The sequence below is a fragment of the Sphingomonas sp. OK281 genome, assembly GCF_900115295.1.
Lineage (GTDB): Bacteria > Pseudomonadota > Alphaproteobacteria > Sphingomonadales > Sphingomonadaceae > Sphingomonas.
Map to the genome: position 1 here is coordinate 17,393 of NZ_FOVZ01000011.1, position 20,073 is coordinate 37,465.

The 20,073-nt window shown below is 60.1% G+C and carries 20 protein-coding genes and 1 riboswitch; of the genes, 14 read left to right on the top strand and 6 right to left on the bottom strand.

Annotation, left to right across the window (positions count from 1 at the left end; genetic code table 11):
• Positions 1-81 precede the first annotated feature (81 nt).
• The 3 genes from BM244_RS21695 (at position 82) to BM244_RS21705 (ending at position 2,521) form a co-directional block, all read left to right on the top strand.
• The gene (locus BM244_RS21695) at positions 82-585 is read left to right on the top strand and encodes a CopM family metallochaperone (RefSeq protein ID WP_254784747.1); all 504 of its coding nucleotides are present in this window, start codon (positions 82-84) and stop codon (positions 583-585) included.
• On the top strand, positions 582-2,000 hold the full coding sequence (locus BM244_RS21700) for a YncE family protein (protein WP_093401005.1): 1,419 nt from the start codon (positions 582-584) through the stop codon (positions 1,998-2,000). Before BM244_RS21695 ends, BM244_RS21700 begins: the two co-directional genes overlap by 4 nt.
• Before the next feature lie 299 nt (positions 2,001-2,299).
• Entirely contained in the window at positions 2,300-2,521 is a 222-nt protein-coding gene (locus tag BM244_RS21705) for a hypothetical protein (protein WP_056019259.1), read from the top strand.
• 28 nt (positions 2,522-2,549) lie between these two features.
• Here BM244_RS21705 and BM244_RS21710 read toward each other — a convergent pair whose 3' ends face one another.
• From BM244_RS21710 to BM244_RS21720, 4 genes are all read right to left on the bottom strand, one after another.
• Positions 2,550-4,208, bottom strand: coding sequence for a chloride channel protein (locus BM244_RS21710; protein ID WP_243693493.1), 1,659 nt, complete (start codon positions 4,206-4,208; stop codon positions 2,550-2,552).
• Between the two features lie 121 nt (positions 4,209-4,329).
• Positions 4,330-4,611: a hypothetical protein gene (locus BM244_RS22920; RefSeq protein ID WP_132833781.1), complete on the bottom strand. Its 282-nt coding sequence runs from the start codon at positions 4,609-4,611 to the stop codon at positions 4,330-4,332.
• A gap of 25 nt (positions 4,612-4,636) precedes the next feature.
• Complete coding sequence (locus BM244_RS21715) at positions 4,637-6,412, bottom strand: SLC13 family permease (RefSeq protein WP_056019265.1); 1,776 nt, start codon at positions 6,410-6,412, stop codon at positions 4,637-4,639.
• Between the two features lie 37 nt (positions 6,413-6,449).
• Positions 6,450-6,887: a DUF202 domain-containing protein gene (locus tag BM244_RS21720; protein WP_056019268.1), complete on the bottom strand. Its 438-nt coding sequence runs from the start codon at positions 6,885-6,887 to the stop codon at positions 6,450-6,452.
• Between the two features lie 1,138 nt (positions 6,888-8,025).
• Between BM244_RS21720 and BM244_RS21730 the strand changes: the two genes are divergently transcribed.
• The 9 genes from BM244_RS21730 to qatD all read left to right on the top strand — a co-directional run bounded on the left by BM244_RS21730 (position 8,026) and on the right by qatD (position 16,443).
• Complete coding sequence (locus BM244_RS21730) at positions 8,026-8,610, top strand: recombinase family protein (protein WP_093401008.1); 585 nt, start codon at positions 8,026-8,028, stop codon at positions 8,608-8,610.
• 96 nt (positions 8,611-8,706) lie between these two features.
• A complete protein-coding gene (locus tag BM244_RS21735) occupies positions 8,707-9,273 on the top strand; it encodes a recombinase family protein (RefSeq protein WP_093401009.1) in 567 nt (188 codons plus the stop codon).
• A complete protein-coding gene (locus tag BM244_RS21740; protein ID WP_243644622.1) occupies positions 9,273-9,764 on the top strand; it encodes a hypothetical protein in 492 nt (163 codons plus the stop codon). The genes BM244_RS21735 and BM244_RS21740 overlap by 1 nt, the downstream gene beginning before the upstream one ends.
• Positions 9,765-9,978: 214 nt before the next feature.
• Entirely contained in the window at positions 9,979-10,893 is a 915-nt protein-coding gene (locus BM244_RS22925; RefSeq protein WP_139227074.1) for a hypothetical protein, read from the top strand.
• Complete coding sequence (locus tag BM244_RS21745) at positions 10,886-11,776, top strand: nucleotidyl transferase AbiEii/AbiGii toxin family protein (RefSeq protein ID WP_175518362.1); 891 nt, start codon at positions 10,886-10,888, stop codon at positions 11,774-11,776. Before BM244_RS22925 ends, BM244_RS21745 begins: the two co-directional genes overlap by 8 nt.
• 130 nt (positions 11,777-11,906) lie before the next feature.
• Positions 11,907-13,670: a KAP family P-loop NTPase fold protein gene (locus BM244_RS21750; protein WP_093401011.1), complete on the top strand. Its 1,764-nt coding sequence runs from the start codon at positions 11,907-11,909 to the stop codon at positions 13,668-13,670.
• A 450-nt stretch (positions 13,671-14,120) separates the two neighbouring features.
• A complete protein-coding gene (locus BM244_RS21755; RefSeq protein ID WP_093401012.1) occupies positions 14,121-14,453 on the top strand; it encodes a hypothetical protein in 333 nt (110 codons plus the stop codon).
• Complete coding sequence (gene qatC, locus BM244_RS21760) at positions 14,447-15,709, top strand: Qat anti-phage system QueC-like protein QatC (protein ID WP_093401013.1); 1,263 nt, start codon at positions 14,447-14,449, stop codon at positions 15,707-15,709. Before BM244_RS21755 ends, qatC begins: the two co-directional genes overlap by 7 nt.
• On the top strand, positions 15,700-16,443 hold the full coding sequence (gene qatD / locus BM244_RS21765) for a Qat anti-phage system TatD family nuclease QatD (protein ID WP_093401014.1): 744 nt from the start codon (positions 15,700-15,702) through the stop codon (positions 16,441-16,443). The genes qatC and qatD overlap by 10 nt, the downstream gene beginning before the upstream one ends.
• A gap of 96 nt (positions 16,444-16,539) precedes the next feature.
• Here the strand turns inward: qatD and BM244_RS21770 are convergent, their stop codons facing one another.
• Positions 16,540-16,770: a hypothetical protein gene (locus BM244_RS21770; RefSeq protein ID WP_093401015.1), complete on the bottom strand. Its 231-nt coding sequence runs from the start codon at positions 16,768-16,770 to the stop codon at positions 16,540-16,542.
• Positions 16,771-17,213: 443 nt separating this feature from the next.
• Positions 17,214-17,275, top strand: a riboswitch (Fluoride riboswitch).
• Positions 17,276-17,302: 27 nt separating this feature from the next.
• Between BM244_RS21770 and crcB the strand changes: the two genes are divergently transcribed.
• Positions 17,303-17,674, top strand: coding sequence for a fluoride efflux transporter CrcB (gene crcB / locus BM244_RS21780; RefSeq protein ID WP_093401017.1), 372 nt, complete (start codon positions 17,303-17,305; stop codon positions 17,672-17,674).
• 21 nt (positions 17,675-17,695) lie between these two features.
• On the opposite strand, the gene BM244_RS21785 is transcribed toward crcB, so the two are convergent.
• Positions 17,696-18,637, bottom strand: coding sequence for a LysR substrate-binding domain-containing protein (locus BM244_RS21785; protein WP_093401018.1), 942 nt, complete (start codon positions 18,635-18,637; stop codon positions 17,696-17,698).
• A gap of 182 nt (positions 18,638-18,819) precedes the next feature.
• On the opposite strand from BM244_RS21785, the gene nhaA reads away from it, so the two are divergent.
• Positions 18,820-20,028 (top strand): Na+/H+ antiporter NhaA, encoded by a 1,209-nt coding sequence (gene nhaA, locus BM244_RS21790; protein ID WP_093401019.1) that lies wholly within the window; start codon positions 18,820-18,822, stop codon positions 20,026-20,028.
• The last annotated feature ends 45 nt before the right edge of the window (positions 20,029-20,073 follow it).

Consider the following 20,073-nt stretch of genomic DNA (forward strand, 5'->3'; position numbering starts at 1 on the left):
TCGACCGATATGTCCCCTGCGTCCAACGCATGGTCGCGATGGTTTCAATACGAAAACGCGATCATAGATCGCCTACCGTTCTTGTTAGATGATCAGAACAACCATGCTTATGCGTTGGATCGACGGCTGCGCCGCGATCATTACGCTGTCACGCTCGGCGTTGATCGCTCGCGTGTCATAAATGGCAACACTAAAGGCATGACGATGAAATCTCGCACGGCTTTGCTAACGGCGATAGCCGTGTCCGTATCGACGGGTGCTTTAGCGCAAACGGACGGTTTCGCGTCCGCAATGGATGCGGCGATGGCGCGGATGCACGGCGCGATGATGACCGGTTATTCGAGCGATCCCGATCGCGACTTCGCCAAAATGATGATCCCGCATCATCAGGGCGCGATCGACATGGCCGAAGTCGAACTGCGGTTCGGCAAGGATGAACGCCTGCGCCGGCTCGCCCAGGGAATCATCGTCGAACAGCGTCAGGAAATCGCGGTGATGCAGGGCATCTTATCCGAAGGCGGCGCGTTGCCGCCTCACACCGAACCGACCGCGACCGGTCACCCCCATCACGGAGACCGTCCATGAAGCGTTTCACCCTAACCGCCTGCGCCGCCTTGTGTTTCTCGGGCCCTGCGTTTGCACAGCAAGTGCCGAACGCGACCCCCGACGTCCCCGTCAGCGCGCACGACCGGTTCTACACTTCGGACCAGTTCTCCAACACCGTGTCGGTGATCGATCCGTCGACCAACACGCTGCTCGGCGTCATCAGGTTGGGCGACCAGACCCCCGCCAATCTCAGCCCGCTCTACAAGGGACAGCTGCTCGTCCACGGCATGGGCTTCTCGCCCGATCGCAAGACGCTGGCGGTAATATCGATCGGCTCGAACTCGGTGACGTTCATCGACACTGCGACCAATGCCGTGAAGCACACGACCTATGTGGGCCGATCGCCGCACGAAGCGTTCTTCCGCCCCGACGGTCGCGAAGTCTGGGTCGCGGTGCGCGGCGAGGATTATATCCAGGTGCTCGACGGTAAGACCTTCGCGCCGACCACGCGCATCCCCGTTCCTAATGGCCCCGGCATGACGATCTTTTCGCCAAACGGGAAATACGGTTACGTCTGTTCGAGCTTCTCGCCCGAGACAGTTGTGATCGACACCGCCTCGAAGAAGATCGTCGGTCGCGTCAAGCAGGCGAGCCCGTTCTGCCCTGACATCGCCGCGACGCCCGACGGTAAGCAGGTCTGGTTGACGCTCAAGGACGTCGGCAAGGTCATGGTGTTCGACGCCAAGCCACCCTTCGCAGTGCTCAAGACGTTCGATACCGGCGCGATCACCAACCACGTCAATATCGCCCGCAATAAGAATGGCCAGTTCGCCTTTGTGACGGTCGGCACCGAGAATGTCGTGAAGGTGTTCCGCACCACTGACTTCGTGCAGGTGGCGAGCATCCCGGTCGGCGCGCTCCCGCACGGCCTATGGCCGTCGGGCGACGGCACGCGGATGTATGTCGGGCTGGAGAACGCCGATGCGGTCGCGGCGATCGACACAGCAAGCAACACCGTCATCGCGACGATTCCAATCGGTCAGGGGCCGCAAGGCGTGGCATATGTTCCCGGCGCGGTGCCGGTAGGCGATGGCCGTGCAAACCTGGTGCCGCTCGCGCAGGCCGGCATGAAGATCCAGCTGACTCTATCCGGGACTGGGCGCAGCCAGGTCACGCTGTTCGATCAAGGCCAGGTCCAGATTTTGCAGGCGGCGGTTGCGGGCCTCAGCCCAAAGATGCCCTATGTCCTTGGATTATCCTCCCACGCTGACGGCAGCGGCGTGATCCAGCCTCTGGCGAAGTTCATGACCAATCCGGCGGGCGGCGCGATAGTAAACACGCTCGGACCGCTCCGCCAGATCGTCAGCGACGCGAAAGGCGACATGCGCCGTTACCTCGTCATTGCTCCGGGCGACCCGATGATGCCGGGCGCTGTCGTTCAGGTGCAAAAATGAGGATTCCGGTGAAACCTGCGCCCCGCTGTCCGTGTCCGGTATATTCGGCATGACGCTGGGCTAGGTCGACACGACGTCTCGAGAGTGTCGGAAAGCACTTGTTTGTCGCACAATGGTGATTACGACTGGGTTTTCTACATATCGGGCCGCTGAATGCCGACAATGGGAAGGAAAGCGGACTGGCTGCTTTAGAGAGGGCAGGTGCGCTCCACTACCTGGTGCACTTCCATTTCGTCGCAGCAGGATGCCTTTACGCCTAGCTCATTACAGGCCCCGATCCGGCGCCGCATCGGCCTTCCGTGCCTGCCCGCCTGATAGTGCTGGGGGTCGCCGTCGTGATCCACTCGATCATGTCGCAGCTGCTCTACGCCGGGCTGTTCGTCGCCATATCCGTGCCGGTTGAACAGTTTCGCCGCGGTGCGGAGCTGATGTCAGTACATGGCGCCCAACTCGCCGGAATGGGTCTGCGATGCGGCATGTTCTGGGTCAAAATCGAAGCCCGGCTTAAGCGAGACCGGTAGGACGAAGCGTTTGCTGCGTGCCGGCTGGTCAGCTTTCTCCAAACAACTCACGTTGCGCCTTGTCCAATTCCTCTGCGTAGCGGCGTCGCGCATAGCTCTCGGAGAGGATGCCGAGAACTGCCCCGTCGCTTCCAACTACCGCCAGTTCGTCCGCACCTTCGGTATCGAACGTAGTCATGACGCTTCTGATGTCTGAATCCGGCGTAAGGGCGAGACCCGTGTGGATCGCCAGCGACCCGATCGGTGCCTTCTGATCGACCTCTTCGGCAAATGCACTGGCAGTCTGTACGATACCGCCATAATTTTCGTGGTCATCGACTAGTAGGACCCGACTTGTGGAACCAAGCGGAAACGCCCGACGAAACTCGGCGATCGTCGTGTTGCACGGCGTAGCCCTTTCGACACGTCGCATCATCTTGCCCGCTGTAAGCGTTCTGACCCAGCCGACATCGCGGGCGCTTTTGATGGTTTCGCCCCGGAGATGCAGGCGCCACGTAGAAAAGGAATAGCCGAACAGCTCGCGGACGATGGTGGACGAGACCAGCGATGCTGCAATGGCCGCGCCGGCAAGGGAGAAGTCGTGGGTCGCCTCAAGGACTAGCATCGCCATCGTCATCGGTCCGCCAACTACGGCGACCGCTAATGCGGCCATCCCCACCAGGGCCGCATTGTGCGGGTCGATCACAGGCGATCCGACAATCCATTCGAGTGAACCAGCAAACAGGTGACCCAGCAGGCTGCCCAAGAACAAGGATGCGAAGAACAGGCCACCGCGGAAGCCAAAGCCAAGTGAGATGATGGAGGCCGCGCACTTGACGACGAAGATGGCGGCGAGGAAGCGCAGCGATACCTCGGCTTCAAGATTGAGGTGGAGGGCGCCGTGACCAGCAGAGAGAATTTGCGGCGTGAGCATCGCCAGAGGGATGAGCAGAAGACCGCCCAATATCGGCCGGCAAATCGAGGGTATCGGCAGTTTGCGTGTAGCTGCTTCCATCTCCGCAACAGCCCGCATCAGCAGTATACCAGCGCCAGCGGCACAGGCCCCAAGACCGGCGTAGAGAAGGTAGTGGAACGTCTCGATCTGTTCGCCTGCATTAGCCGCAACCAGATACGGTTGAGCACCAAACGCCTGCGCCACAAGGACACTCGCCAGGCACGCCGCAGCGACAGGTGCCAGCGCTGATATCGTATAGGCCCCGATTACGATCTCAAAGGCATAGAAGGCCCCAGCTAATGGAGCCCCGAATGCACCTGCGATGGCGGCGCCCGTTCCGGCGCCGACCAAGATGCGCAGATCGGACCTGCGTAACGCAAACCAGTTGCCGCTGAGCGAGGCGACGAGCCCTCCCAACTGCGCATACGCCGCCTCAAGCCCCACAGACGCACCGAAGCCGTTGGAAAGGATCGTTTGCCCGGAGATAACGAGGCTGTCGGACCATGACATGCGACCACCATGAAGGGCGTTCGCCTCTACAGCGTCGACCATCCGGCGCCGGCGAGCATGAGTAACCCAAGAGAAGAGTGCGAGGACGGCTCCACCAGCCGGCAGGGCAAGTAGAGCAAGGTAAGGGATCGTCGTGGCCGCACTCAGCCTTTCATCCGGCGACAAGGCATAAAGCAGATGCTGCATCGCCTGTGCGAGCGTACCCTGGACGACACTGAGCAATCCGGCTGCACTGCCGATCATGATGGCCAGCACGATGAGTGCAGCTTCGCTGGATCGAAAAGCTTTACGGAGCCACGATGGCGCCACCCGACCAGATCCAGGTGGACTAGCTGCGCTATCGATCAGTGGCGCTGAAGCCATGTCAGTCGGCGTCCTGCATCAAGGTTGCAAACAGGGCTGCGGCGAGAACGGCGCTCGAAAGCCACATCACAATCGACAGCGTCCAAGACGTCGCCAGTCCAGCTGCCGTGATTGTTGCAAGCAGTAGGACGATGAGAACGGGCATGGCTGCCCGCGAGTGGAAAAAACGCATGAAGCCGCCTACGCCTGCTACATCTGCGGTGCCACAACCTTCCGAGCCGCCCGGTACGCTTCCTCGCCACGGACGCCATTCAGTATCTTCGAACGCCTGCGGCTTGGCCATGCTGCCCATCAACAGTACCCGGCGATCAGTGCAGTGGCCAAGTCCACATCACTAGAGGCGTACCAACCAAGACCACCAGAACCGATAGTGGTGCGCCCAGCCGGGCGTAATCGCTGAAGCGGTAGCCCCCAGGACCAAAAACCAAGGTGTTACACTGATGCCCAATCGGCGTCAGGAAATCGCATCCTGCCCCGATAGCGGTCCCGATGAGGAAGGCTTCGGGGCGATATCCGAGGTCATGCGCGAACACCGCCGCGATTGGCGCCATCACCAAGACCGTCGCGGCATTGTTGAGAAACGGCGTCACAGCCATCGCCGCTACGAGGATCAGGGCGACCGCGCCCCATGGCGGCAAGGAGGCCGCCAGATGGGCAAGCGAGGTCGCGAGTACATCCGACGCGCCGGTGGTGCGCAGGGTTTCACTGACCGGAATGAGCGCGCCCAGCATGATGAGAATTGGCCATTCGACGCCATCATAGGCATCTCGCAGCGGTAGCGCTCCGGTCGCCATCATTAGACCGGCAGCGGCGAAGAAGGCGACGGCCACAGGCACATAGCCGGTCGCGGTTACGGTCATCGCCACCGCGAGGATGATAAGTGGTAGGAAGCGACGCTTCGAACTTCCCAGACGCAGGGCACGCTCTGCCAGCGGCAGCGTACCGAGGTCACGCATGCGTTCCGGCAAGAGTGTGAGGGGTCCTTGAAGAACAATGACATCGCCGGCGCGCAAGACGGTCTCGCTGAGCTGCTTGGTCAGCCGTTTGCCGGCGCGCGATACCGCGATGAGATTGACGCCATAGCGTTGCTGAAGCCGCAGTCGTCCAGCGGACTGGCGGACCAACACGGAGCCGGTGGTGATGACCGCCTCAATGACGCCAACCTCATCATCTTCGCTGCCTTCCGGTAGGTCACGATGCTGTCCGGCAAGTGCTAGGTGGTCACCCGCAATGACACGCTCAAGCGTATCCGGGTCACCGCCCAAGATCAGCGTGTCGCCGGCAGCCAGAAGGAACTCGGCCGTAATGCTCGTGCGCACATCGTCACGGACAACATTGGCGATCGTCACCTCATTATCATGACGGTCGATGAAGGACTCAACCGTTTCGCCGACAGCGGGCGATCCGTCTTGGATGGTCGCCTCAGTGACATAGTCCGTGATGTTTAGAGCTTCGCCCATGGTCGGCGCTGCGCGGCGTTCCCTGGGCAGGAGGCGGTAGCCGAAACGCAGGAAAATGAGGCCGACCACAAGCAGGCCCAGCCCCGTTGGCAGATAATCGAACATGCCGAACGGCTCACCGGTCATCTGCTCTCGTACTCTGCTGACAATAATATTCGGCGACGTACCAACGAGGGTCATCAACCCGCCAAGGAGCGAAGCGAACGACATCGGCATCAGGAACACCGAGGGGCTAGTGTCCGATTTCTTCGCCGTCTGCACGGCTGCCGGCATCAGCATAGCCAAGGCACCGACGTTCTTTACGAGCCCGGACGATACCCCGACTGCCGTAGTCAGCACCACGAGTTGCGACCGGACGCGTGTCACGCGCCGCGCCAGTATCCCGAGCGCGCTCTCGATTAGGCCGGAACGCTGCATTGCCGATGAGATCACCAGCGCCGATCCAACGATGATAACGATGTCATCGGAAAAGCCAGTAAATGCCGCTTTGGGCTTCACCAATCCCAGCGACAGCCCGGCAAGCAGGGCGATGATGGCCGTGACATCATAGCGAAATCGGCCCCAAAGAAAGAGGCCCATCATGCCAATCAGCAGGCCAATCGACATAAGTTGCGGCGTGGTCATGCAAGCAGAATCCGTAAAATGGCGATAGTCACGCCGGTTATTGCAGCCAAATCCCGACGAGTGCCGCCAAGACGGCAATCGCTAGGAAGCCGTTCACAGAGATCAGCAACCAAGCCGGCAGTCGCTGAGTGTCGGGCCGCGGTGGGGCGATAGGAATCATTTCACGCCAGACCGCTGCAACGAAGCAGAAGCCGCTGAACAGGATCAGGACGGTTGCGGTCGCACCGGCAAGCCAGCCGGGCACGATGTTCTCAAGCAATGCGCGGGCGCCAATTCCTGCGGCTAGAGCGGCAAGCCCGGTACGGACCCAGGCTGCGTAGGTGCGCTCCGCTGCCATGACTGTTCGATCGGCAGCAAGCTCCGTGCGCCGATCGGCGCTATCTGCTTGCTGCTTGGCGCTATGCTCCAACCGGTCCGCACCGTGAACGAATGGGCCGTTGAAATCACGGGTCAATGACAGTCGTTCGTTGGCCATGGATGATCAACGATACCCACACGCTTTCAGCACATCGAATGTTAAAAAGGATCATGCCGAATAAGTTATCGAGGTTAGCAGATCCCCCGCCTTCACAGGTGTCAAAACCGGCTGGTTGCGGCACGAAACCTTTCTCGAAAACGATCCAGACCGTGCGAAAACTCCAACCCCGAATGTAGCGTACTAATATAGCTGCGTGTCGGTTGCCAGGTGATTGGCTATCTTGCGTCGCAGCCATATCTGGCGACGTTATGTTTCGAGCATCACGTCTGTATCGGGGGCGGCGGTGAGTTTTCGCACGGTCTGGATCGAATTTCGGGAATGTCCGGGTTGGGCAGGAAAGCGGAACGGCGGCTTTCGGGAAGGTGCTGGCGATGGCCGACATTCTGTGGCGCTGCCTCCTTTTACAGGAGTATCTATCGTTACATTCACACGCTCGGCGGTCTGCTACGATCGAACTCCATTTTGAAGATTCCGTCAGACCTCAAAACATAGGTGCAATGATGCCAATCTTCCTGACTCTCTTTAAGCATGTCACGCCTTAGGGCGGATAGAGCATCATTGACGGATCGGTTCATGGTTCTCTCACCTTCCACCCCCTCAACAAGCTTACCGTTGCACACGACATCGTAGCGCCTCTGTATCCAGTCGTCATGAACTTCTGCCACGATCCATACTTCGGATACAGAAGCCGCTAGCATTGGAGCAATTGCGAGGGCGATGCTCTCCAGCTGACGGCTACTTTCCATTTCTGCATTTACCTCCGATGCCAGATTATATCAGCGTAATCGCTTTTGCGATCCATTTTACCGCGCTTGCCCATTGGCCGTAACTAGACAGCTTTACCAATCCCGAGCGCCCCGATTGCAACTCATGTCTGGAAAGTTCCCCATAATCCCACTGAACGAATGACTACTACCGGGACTCCGAATTACTAACCCGAGCGTCCGGGTGTGGGCGTGAACGGCCCTGCCGTTTTTAAGCGCCGACTAGCCCCGCCAGTGTCGGAAAACACATGATAGCCGACACCCCCGACCTGCGCTTTCACCGAACCATACCCACCTCCACCCATAATGATCGACAAACCCTATCGCTTTGGTAAAGTGTGCGAGAACGTACTTTCGAAGGTTTGTCGTACATGTTGGTCGGATATATGAGGGTGTCGTCAGCCGACGATCGTCAGACGGTCGACCTGCAACGTGACGCGCTGGTAGCAGCTGGCGTTGATCATCGGCATCTCCATACTGACAAGGCATCGGGCGCTCGCGACGATCGACCTGGGCTGAAAGCATGCCTCGACTATTTGAACGCGGGCGACACGCTGGTTGTGTGGAAGCTCGACCGGTTAGGACGTTCGCTGCCCCACCTGCTGACGATCGTCACCGACCTGAAGGCGCGCGGCATCGCGTTCCGATCGCTGACCGAGCAGATGGATACGACCACGCCGCACGGCGAGTTGCTGTTCTCGCTGTTCGGTGCATTGGCTCAGTATGAGCGTGCGCTGACGCGCGAACGAGTGATGGCGGGACTAGCCGCTGCCAAACGTCGAGGACGCCAAGGGGGGCGGCCACCTATGATCGACGCGGAAACGCTCGAACGGATCACCGCCGCACTGGATGGCGGAGCCAGCAAAGCTTCCGTCTGCCGGACCTTCAAGGTACCGCGCTCTACCCTGCTTGGCACGTTGGCGCGGATCGGTTGGGCCGCACCGGCAAAGGCCTAAGTTTTGCGACGGAGTGCCCAACGCTTTTGCTCACTCGTGCGCAAATGTCGCAAAAGTCTGTTGCATAACCCGTTGATTCCGATACAGTTATGCGACATGCTGATTGGCTACGCTCGTGTGTCCACCGATGACCAAGATCTCCGACTGCAACGCGCCGCGTTGAAGGATGCCGGATGCAAGCGGACGTTCGAGGAGAAGATCTCGGGCGCGAAGCGTGACCGGCCCGAATTGGTCAAGATGATCGAGCAGCTGCGCAACGAAGACACGGTCGTGGTGACGCGGCTCGATCGGCTGGCACGCTCCACCCGCGACCTGCTCGACATTGCCGAGAAGCTGAAGGATGTTGGAGCCGGCCTGCGCTCACTGGCCGAGCCCTGGGCAGATACGACTTCGCCAGCGGGCCGCATGGTGCTGACCGTATTTGCCGGCATTGCCGAGTTTGAGCGCGAGCTGATCCACCAACGCACTAGCAGTGGGCGGGTAGCGGCAAAGGCGAGGGGTGTACGCTTCGGACGCCCGCCCAAACTAACAACCGAACAGGTTGCCCTGGGCCAGCGACTGGTCGCTGAGGGAACCTCTGTGCGGGAAGCAGCCAAGCTGCTCAAATGCCACCACGCCACGCTCTACCGCGCGCTGACGGCCGCTGCGCCGGGACTTGTCTGATGCCGATCCGTCCCGAACACGTCTTTCTCTATCCGATCGACTGGCCACAGCTGTCGCAGCACGTTCGCTTCGGCAGGGCAAAGGGGCGGTGCGAGCATTGCGCACGGCCGCACGGGCAGCGGGTCTTCCACCTAGGCGACGGACGGTGGTGGGACAGGAGCCGCCTGTGCTGGCGCAACGGCAAGGGGCGGCGCGTGCGGCGCCCCGTGGAGAACATTCTCTCGAAAGGCCGCTGGACGCCGGTCGTCCTGGCCTGTGCGCATCTCGACCATGACCCCAGTGACAGTGCGCTGCACCGGCTCGCAGCGCTTTGCCAGCGCTGCCACATGATCCATGACGGTCCTGAGCATCGGCGCCGACGCTGGATGAACGCGCATTACCGGCGCGCTCTTGGCGACCTGTTCTACGGCCCATATCCCATGCTGGGAGGCGACTGGATCACGCACACGCCGATCAGCATGCGGGCTAATGCCCAGTCCTCGACTATTTAAGCATTCCAGCAAAATTATTGCTTCGCTGAACGCCTTTTGCGCGTCAACAACAACCTATGCATGTGTACGATATAATCCGTCCTTAGGACGGATTATATCGTACACAGCGTGAAACGTCAATTGGACGCATGCCCTAAAGATGCAGCCTTCTTGACTTTGCGGTAGCGTCCTATATGCTATGTCCTTAGGACATAGCATATAGGACGCTGCGTAAATGACGGAACGATTGCGCCCTTTTCAGCAACGCAAGCGGATGACGCAGCTTGCCGAGACCCTGTCCCGCGCGCTTATTCGACAGCCGAAGCCCGTCCTTTCTAATTATGATATTTTCCGCGAGCTCTGGGAGATATATCAGTCCGGCAGTGCTAAATATCTCCGGGGTGCGACACCAAGCCGTGACGTTTTTCGGCGAACACGCAGCCTGCTACGAAGCGAGGGTGTCATCCGCCAAGACAATGACTACGGCTCACACTGGCGGATCGTGGATCGCTCCGATGCACCAGCCGAAGATGTTATTTGTTCGGTTGATCCATTCTGCCACATTGCTCATCTATCTGCTTTGCAACGGTACGGCCTCTCTAATAGACGTCCCGAGAGCCTCTTTCTTGTCGAACCGATCCCGACTTTACGGCGTCAACTTGTACGTGAGCAAATGGAGGGTGATTATGGAGATAGCCTCGAAGATCCTGAGGCTGATATCGAACCAGCCAAGGCCGTAACCCATCCGGAGACCGTGCGCGGCCGGCCAGTTGCGATCGACACAACGAAGTTTGCCGGTGATCAGATCGCGATCAAGGGTAGCCTATCGAGGATCGCTACGATCGGGCAGACCTTTCTTGACACGCTTGATAGTCCCGACCGATGCGGAGGAATGTCGCATGTTCTCGACATCTGGACGGAGCATAGCCGAACCTACTGCGATGAAATTATTGAGCGGGTCGAGAGAGCCGAGAAGCCAATTTGGAAAGTCCGCGCTGGCTTTATATTAGAAGAACATATCGGCATTACCGATGCCCGAATATCTGCTTGGGCGCGTTTTGCGCAGCGGGGCTCAAGCCGCGTCCTTGATCCGGGCAAGCCATTTGCACCGCAATTTTCAGAGAAGTGGATGCTATCACTCAATGTCTAATAGCATAGAAGAAGGAAAACAGATTACCGTCAATATTGGTGAATGGATTGAAAAGGCAAGGCTCGATCCTCAAGCCTATCTCGAAAGGCAGGTAACCGAGATATTCTTGACTGCGCTGGCAATGACCAAACCTTTTTCTCACGAGATATTTCTCAAGGGCGGAATTTTAATGGGGGTAGTCTATAAAAGCCCTCGACAAACCGGCGATGTTGACTTCACCGCCATTAGCGAACCAAATATGGAAATGGCTGAAGCCTTAAAGGCGGCACTCAACGATGCCTTTCCTAGAGCGGCAGCTAAGCTCGGCTATCCTGACTTAATGTGTAACGTCCAATCATCGCGTTATGAGCCCAGCGCTAAGATGTTTGCTAAGGCGACCGGCCCCCTGCTCGCACTTCGTGTCGGCTATGCGAAGCGGGGTGCCCCGCAAGAGAGGCTCTTCCGGGCTGGCACCGCCTCGGACGTGCTGGACGTCGACATTGCGTTTCGCGAGCCTGTGAACGCAATTCAGATTGTTCAGCTTGGCGAGGGAGTGACAATCCGAGCTTATTCGTTGCTTGATTTGATAGCGGAGAAACTACGGGCGTTGCTCCAACAGCCCAAGCGTAATCGAAATCGCCGCCAGGATGTGTATGATATTGCGTCATTACTGGAAAAGTTTTCACTTGATGAAAGTGAGAAAACTGACCTGCTCGCTTTCCTACACGAAAAGTGCCGCGCACGTGATATAAATCCTGATCGCGATGCGCTTGGGCAGCTTGCCGTCAGGGATCGGGCCAAAAAGGACTGGAATACGCTTGGGCTAGAGCTTGAGGAGCTTCCAGATTTTGACCATTGCTTTGACATCGTTAATGAATTTTATCGCTCCCTCCCTTGGAATTGAGCCACTGGCCGAACCCAGCGTCGGTAAACTCGGTGGTAGGCGAAACACGGCATATTTGTCTTAATGTACCAAACAGGGCTCGACTAAGAAGATAAATTGAGCGAGTTTTAACTCGGGGGAGTAGTAGAGCATGTGGAGTGATCGCGAAAGCGCTGAGGATTTCCTGAATTTTACAGAACTAGCGGACCAGATTGGTGCGCTTGCGACGACCAAGGAAATGCTCCCTCTCTCGATCGGCGTGTTCGGAACTTGGGGCACCGGAAAATCGACAGTGCTCAGGCTTGTCAGAGGCAAGCTGGAAAGCGGCGAGACACCGCCTCTCTTCATCGACTTTGATGCCTGGCTTTACCAAGGCTTTGACGATTCTAAAGCCGCGTTGATGGAGGTGGTCGCCGACACCCTGCTTAAAGCCGCTAAAAACGATGAAAAGCTGGTGGAAAAGATCAAGCGGTTCGCGTCACGCGTGAACTATTTCCGTGCAATCAGCATGGCCGCTGACTTTGGCATTGGGATGGCGTTCGGGGTCCCGCCAGGGCTGCTGACTAAGGCGGGTTCGGCAATCTCGTCGCTCGTCTCAGGTGGCGGCGGGGGCGACGAGGCCAAGGACCTGAAGGGTGTGGCAAAGGACGCACAAGAGGGCTGGTCGAAGCTAATTAAACCCGAGGAGGCAAAAACGCCGCCAAAGGAGATAGCTGCGTTCCGCAAGGAGTTCGGCGAGATTCTAGACGAACTCGGCCGTCCTCTGATTGTCTTCGTCGACAATCTTGACCGTTGCCTGCCGGATGTTGCGATTGGCACGTTGGAAGCCATCCGCCTTTTCCTCTTCCTGCCCGGCACCGCCTTCGTAGTCGCTGCAGACGAAGACATGATCCGCCATTCCGTGGCGAGGCACTTCAGTGATCCAAACGCGAAGCACGTTCACGACTACCTCGACAAGGTCATACAGGTGCCATTCCGGGTCCCCCGCGTCGGCGTCGATGATGTGCGCGCTTATATGTACTCTCTATTTACCCAGAAGCTTGCGCCCACTGCGCTTGGCAACGTTCAGGCGGTATTGCTCGAAGCATTGCAGAATGCATGGGACGGGGCAAGTTTCACCGCCGACCAAATTGATGGTGTTGCTGGCCGTCCCGCCGGACTTCTTGAGATGCTCGGAACCGCCGACGGGCTAGCGCCGACCCTCACCACGGCGGACAAGATCGATGGCAACCCGCGCATCATCAAGCGCCTGCTCAACGCAGTGATGCTACGCAGATCGCTCGCAGCTACGAGGAAGATGAAGATCGACCTTGGGACTTTGGCGAAGCTCGCAATCTTTGAGCGCGGCACCGACGCCGACGCGACCCAGGCGCTTTACACGATGGTCATGGCCGGCGAAGAAGGCGCTGACCTCCAGCTCAGGGCCACCGAGGATCTGGGCGATGGCGTCAAGCGCCCGAATGCTCCAGCGGCATGGAAGGCGCACGAAGCGTTCATTGAGGAATGGCGCCGGCTGGAACCTCGCTTCGACGATCCAAAGGCATTGCAGCCAGCGCTGTTCCTCAGCCGCGACGTGATGGCCTCACCGGCCAGCTCTAGGACGAATGACAGCGTCGGAGCGGCCGTGAAGGCGCTCCTTAGTGTGACCAGCATAAACTCGCCGGCCGCTACCGACGTAATCGACCGTCTGAACGTCGACGAGCGCGTCGCTACGATGGCGGGGATGGTCGCGAGCCTGCGCGAGGGCGATTGGACCAGCAAGCTGCCCGGCATCCAAGGAGCTATACTGCTGGGCGAAAAGTCAGAAGGCGGGAAGCGCCAATTGCAGGCGCTGATTGATGACGTCCCGCAGGATACAATTAATTCAGGGGTAAAGTTCGCCTTACGGGGCAAGGGGTATTTAGGGGGCAAGTAGATGGGCACATCACAGTCTAAGCCATCGACGCCAGGCGGTTCACCGCTGGTCGCGCCTTGGGCGGATCAGGATCCGCCTGCGCCCGATCAACCGCAACCCGCGCTCGCTGTGCCAGACGTCCTACCGGCAGCGCCCCTGTCAGGAATGCGACGGGCGCTTAGAGAATACATGGGCACTGGCGACCCAGCAGCCGGCCGTCGTGCGCTTGGCCGGTATGCCCGGGCCATGGGGGGGCCGCGGGCGTCAGCCCGCCACGCACGGGCAGCACGAACGGGCGGCGCCGCCCTGTCGGCCCTAGCATCCGTCGCACGGGCGAACGGCGCGGCAGTTGTAGTCGCAGGATTCGACCTCGGAACCCTCGCAGGCCGGCCGCTAGAAGAGGCGATTACCGCAATTGTCGACCAATTCTGTCCACCGGGCATCCTCGACGAGGACGTGGTTCGATCAGCTATGGCCGAAGCGCTCTTCGAGGCTCTTGGTGATCAACCAGTATTCGACCTGAACGCTGTGACAGACCACGTGGTGGTCGTGGCAACGGTCTGCTTCGTCGCCGAACTAGTTTTTGCAGCGGTTGCGTCGGAGCAAGGGAAGTCAGCCGAGAACGTACCGCCCGCGGTGGCGGTCCAGCGCGAGAACGCCTTACGTGACCTGGTCCGCGCAGCTGCAGACGAGATCGCGACGCCGATCATCCAGCGGACCGGAGGGGCGTTGGCCCCAGCTGGTCTCGACGGGATCGTCGCCGAGATAACAAGCGCCGTTTATGGGGAAATGACCCGATGGTAGACCTCGCCATTCGGGCAACGCCCGTCAACGCCGATGCCGTTGCGGCGCACCGTCAGCCTAACATGATCGGTGTCCACCTGTTCGCCGGCGGGACACCAGACCTGCCGGGTCTGGGTGCAACGCTAGTCGACCGCGTGCGCAAACAAATTCCCAACGCACCAAGCGCGGCGGCTTGGGACTTCATGTCGATTGCAATGTCGGTGTTCGCAGCCGACCGGTTCGTTGTACGATCAGGATCGGCAAATGGCTGGACGCGCGTCATCGGGCTCGACGTTGCCGTTGTTGATCCGACTCCATGGACTGCTCAGGCGACGGAGCTGGCCGAAGCCCTTCGGTTTCTCACTGGCGACGTGTGGCACCTCACCTTCCGCGCCGGCGGGCTTGCGTGCCCGCACGTCCAGGGTCGGCTTCACGATCGCGACACGGTGTGCCTCTTCTCGGGCGGGCTAGACAGCTTTCTCGGCGCACTCGCGGCGCTGAACGGCGGTGCCCGCCCGCTTCTTGTCAGCCAAGGATCGACTAAGGAGATCGGACCGCAGGAGCGACTGGCTGCTGCATTGGGACTCGAGGCGCACCGCTTCGAAGGTCGGGTGGCCGAGCGATGGCACCAACCATATGAAGGCTCGACCCGCGCTCGGTCGATCCTGTTCTTCGCCTACGGGGCGCTTGCCGCGACAGGCTGCGGGATCCGTGAGGTGCTAGTCCCGGAAAACGCACTGATTGCGATCAATCCGCCGTTTACGGACAGGCGGATGGGATCGCTCAGCACACGCACGACCCATCCACACTTCATGACTCTATTAAATGAGGTCTGGGCGGCGACTGGCGTTCAGGCGGAGTTGCGCAATCCATTTTTCGCGACCACCAAGGGCGAAATGCTAGCCCAAGGTCACCACCCACGACTGGCCGATCTCGCTGCCGAGACTTATTCCTGCGGCAAGGGCAAACGCGCAAACGGTCAATGCGGAAGGTGCGTGCCATGCTTGATCAGGCGGGCGTCGTTCCATAACGCAATGATGCACGACGGAACATTTTACTTAAATGAGCTACGAGCCAGCTCGCGCAACGACGACGTCTTAGCAGCGAGACATGCCGTGGCCGCACATGGTAGTAATAGTCCAAGCGAGTTCGGCCGGTGGGTTGCTCGGGCCGGCCCGCTCCCCGCGGACGCTGCAGCACGGGCACTCACGATTAACGCCGTCGGCCGCGGGTTAGCCGAGCTCGGCACCATGTTTGGCACGGTGCGATGGCGCTAATCGACTTCCACTGCCATCTCGACCTCTATCCCGATCCAGCAGCGACCGCCCGCAAGGCTGCCGACGACGGCGTATACGTCCTGTCAGTAACGACGACGCCGAGCGCGTTCGCCGGAACTTCGGCGCTCGCACCTGAGGGCGGCAGGATTCGCACCGCACTCGGTTTACACCCGGAACTGGCAGCCACCCGTCGACACGAACTAAGTCTCTTTCACGACTTACTGCCTACCACCGAATACGTCGGTGAGGTTGGCCTCGACGGCTCGAAGCCCCACCGTGACACACTGACAACGCAGGCCGAAGTTCTACATGAGATCCTCGACGCCTGCGCCGCAGCCGGAGGCCGCATTATCTCCCTCCACAGCCGCGGCGCCGTCGAGATGCTGCTCGACATGTTGGAGTTCGAGCCACTTGCCGGGACATTCGTGCTTCACTGGTTTTCAGCAAAACGCCCGATAATCGAACGCGCAAACAGCCTTGGATGCTGGTTTTCGGTTGGGTCGGGCATGATGGCCAGTAGGTCCGGACGCGATGCCGTAGACGCAATGCCAATCGACCGTTTGCTGCCTGAGACCGACGGACCGTTTGGCATGGCGGAAGGCATTCCGCTCGCCCCTGGCGGTGGCGGTTCGGTCTACCGTGATCTTGCCCGGCTGAAGGGGATCTCCACTAACAGCATTGAGCGCCTAATGACCGAGAATTTCCGAAGATTGGTTGCGCCCGCTCAGCTGTAATTACCAAACGGAGAGTCGAAGGTCCTTACATCGAGCGGTTGTGACGCTCACGTCGGCCATTAGCCGGGGCCAAAAGGTAGACCTTTTTACCTCAGCTTAGCGGAAGCCAGCATTCCAGCCAGCCTCATGCGCTTCCTGTCCGGCTTTGGTGACCAGAAAGCCCTCCGTGCCATACGTCTCGCACGTCGAGGGAATGATCCACCCTTTCGCAACTAGCGCGGCCTCGGTGCCGGCCCCAATACCCGGCCATTGGCTGCGGTCCTCTACGCTGTCGAGGCAAAGCGCCTTCAGCACCTTGAACTCGCGCCGTGAGGGTAGGTCCGACATCGTGTTTTCCTAGTTGCGCCAAGCCTGGCGTAGCTCCTGATCGAACCAACTCTCGGCATCCTCCAGCGGGCCGAGCGTAGAGCGGAACTGAAAATACGCTGCTCCGCCCCGGCCTAAGACCCAGCGGTGAAACGCGCTGAACGAAGGCATCTCGACCGAGCCAGGCCCTACACCGTGAGCGGTCGCCCACTCGTGTGTGAGTTGTCGGATTGCCCGCTCGGCCTCCGGCCTCTTCACCGTCCCCGGCTTACCTCGCACCTTAGCGCGCCTCCCGGACATAGCGGATATGCATGCAGCCGTTCTGACATGAGGTTTCAACACCTGCAAACTCGAAGAAGTAGGGTAGGGTGCCAATGTCACAACCGTTCGGTTTTGACACCGCCGCTAGAAGCAGATTGCAGGTTAAGTGAGACGCTTGATCCAATCGGACCGCATTGCCACATGTTTAAGAAGGGAATGGAGCCTCCCTTGTAACCGCACTGATGCTGATGGCCCCTGCTAGTCGCCCAATAGGTGCAGGGGAGTAACGTGCGTGGAGTTCCTGTTTGTTTTTCTGGGTTCGGGCATCGGCGGAATGCTGCGTCACGGTGTCGGTCGCGCCGCCCTCGCACTGTTCGGCCCATCGTTTCCGTACGGCACGATAGCGATCAACATCGTTGGATCGTTTGCAATGGGCATCGTTGCGGGCTGGTTCACCGCTCGGAGCGGTGCCGATCAAAGCCTGCGCCTGTTCCTGACGACCGGCGTCATCGGTGGCTTCACCACCTATTCGACGTTTAGCCTCGACTATGCCCTTCTGTGGAAGGGTGGCCATGCCCTGTCCGCGATCCTGTATGTGAGCGGCTCGCTGGTCGTCGGCATCGGCGCGCTTTTCGTCGGCCTCGCGCTGTCGCGCTTCTTGTAATGCGTGATCGACCCTAGCGATCTAGCCGATCGGGATCGACGCGGGCGCACCGGTGTCGGGCTGTTCCCACGGCACCACGCAACGCCGGATGATGTCGGCAAGTCGACGATAGGTCGCCTCCCTCGGGGACGACGATCGCCACACCATCGTCAGGTCGCGCACCGGCGCCCGCCTCGCCAGCGGTCGTGCAACGATCAGCTTCTCGCGTAGCACGTCCGACCGGACATACAGCGCGGGGAGGAGCGACAGGCCCATGCCGGTCGTCACCATGAGACGCAGCGTGTCGAGCGTGGTGCCGGCATAATCGTCGACCTCGATCGCGCCGAAGTCGGTGCATAGCGAAGCGATCTGGTCGTGCAGCCGCGGCGAACGGTCCATAGCTAGAACTGTCTCTCCGGCTAGATCCTCGGGCCGCACCACTTCGCATTGGGCAAGCCGGTGGTCGCTCGGCATGACGAGGTGCAGCGGCTCCCGGATCAACCGGGCGGAGCTGAAATCTGGCTGGCTTGGTCCGTGAGGCAAAAGGAGCACGTCATGCGTGCCGTCCGACAGTTTCCCCGGCAGGCTTTCCAGCCTGTCCTCGCGCACGACGATCCGCAAATCAGGGAATGTCTCGCGTAGCGCCGGCATTGCTAGCGACAGGACATAGCCCCCCACCGTTTGGAGCACGCCCATCTGGAGCGTCCCCTGTAATGCGGCCGGATCATCGCGTCGCGCGATCTCTCGAATATCCTCGATCTCGGCAAGCACGAAGCGCGCACGCCGGGCAATCTCGGCACCGACCGGCGTCAGCACGACGCGCGCACGCGTGCGTTCGACTAATTGCGTGTTCAGACGGCCCTCCAGCTCCTTCAACTGCATGCTGAGCGTGGGCTGGGTGACACGACACTGATCGGCCGCTCGGCTAAAGCTAAGCGTGTCGGCGACGGCCACGAGGTAGCGCAGCTGTTGGATGCGAGGCATCACCAACCTTATAGCCAACCTCTATAAGCGGCAATGTAACTTCCGATTTTCTCATGATGAACGGGCCTGCTAGGAATAGGCAGCCTACGGCGATCAGCATTCCAACCGTCGTGTCGACAACTTCTCATCATTGATCCGCACGTCCTGCCGGCGGTGCCGATACCGCAAAGGCAGGATTGCGCATGGCTGCTCATCATCAGACAGGTGCCCAAGTACGCTTCGCCTTCCTTCGCAGCGAGGCTGCTGGTGGCCTGCTGCTCATGGGCGCTGCGGCGCTGGCGATGATTGCGGCCAACTTGCCCGGAACGCACGCTTACCACGACGTTCTGCACGTGGTCGTTGGGCCGACATTATCTGACCAGCTAGGCCCAATGACGCCGCACCTTTGGATCAACGACGGCTTCATGGCCCTATTCTTCCTGCTGGTAGGTCTCGAACTGAAGCGCGAGCTTCTAGAGGGCAGGCTGTCGCGCTGGTCCGACCGGACGATGCCTGCCGTAGCTGCCGCAGCCGGCATGGCTATCCCGGCGCTGATCTATCTGCTCGTAGCATGGTCCGATCCGTTGTTGCACGGCGGATGGGCGATCCCCGCGGCAACCGATATCGCCTTTGCGTTGGGCGTACTGGCGCTGCTCGGCAACCGGGTGCCGGCCTCGCTGAAACTATTCCTCATGTCGGTCGCGATCGTCGATGATCTCGGCGCAGTCGCTATTATCGCGCTGTTCTATACGGCGTCGATCGACGCGCTGGCGATCACCGCTGCCGCGGGGATCTTCGGGGTCATGCACCTGCTCCGCTGGCGGGGTGTGAACGCGCTGACGCCCTATCTCATCTTGGCGGCGCTGCTCTGGTACGCGGTGCTACTCTCCGGCGTCCATGCAACGATCGCGGGCGTCCTCGCCGCAACCGCCATCCCGCTTCGCGCGAGCGGCGACGGGGACGCGGGCGCACCGCTGCACCGTCTCGAGCACGCCTTGGCACCACTGGTGGGGCTGCTGATCGTCCCGCTGTTTGGGTTCGCCAATGCCGGCGTCTCGCTGGACGATATCGGGTGGCAGACGATTATCGCTCCCTTGCCGTTGGGCGTCGCTGCCGGCCTGTTTCTTGGCAAGCAGCTCGGCATCTTCGGCGCATTGCAGATCGGGAGGCAGCTGAGGCTGTTCGGCGCTCTGCCGGGCGCCAGCGTCATGCAGACGTACGGCGTCGTTCTGCTGTGCGGCATTGGCTTCACGATGAGCCTGTTCATCGGTGCCCTTGCATTCCCGGCATCTCCGCATCTCGCGGAGGAAGCGAAGATCGGTATCCTGCTAGGATCGATGATGTCTGCGCTCGCCGGATATGGCGTTCTGCGGTTCGCCCGGCCCAAGGCCTCCCCGGCGTCGACGATCTAGCTGCCAGCGCCCGACTGACCACCGCCACCAAGCCTTCATCATTCT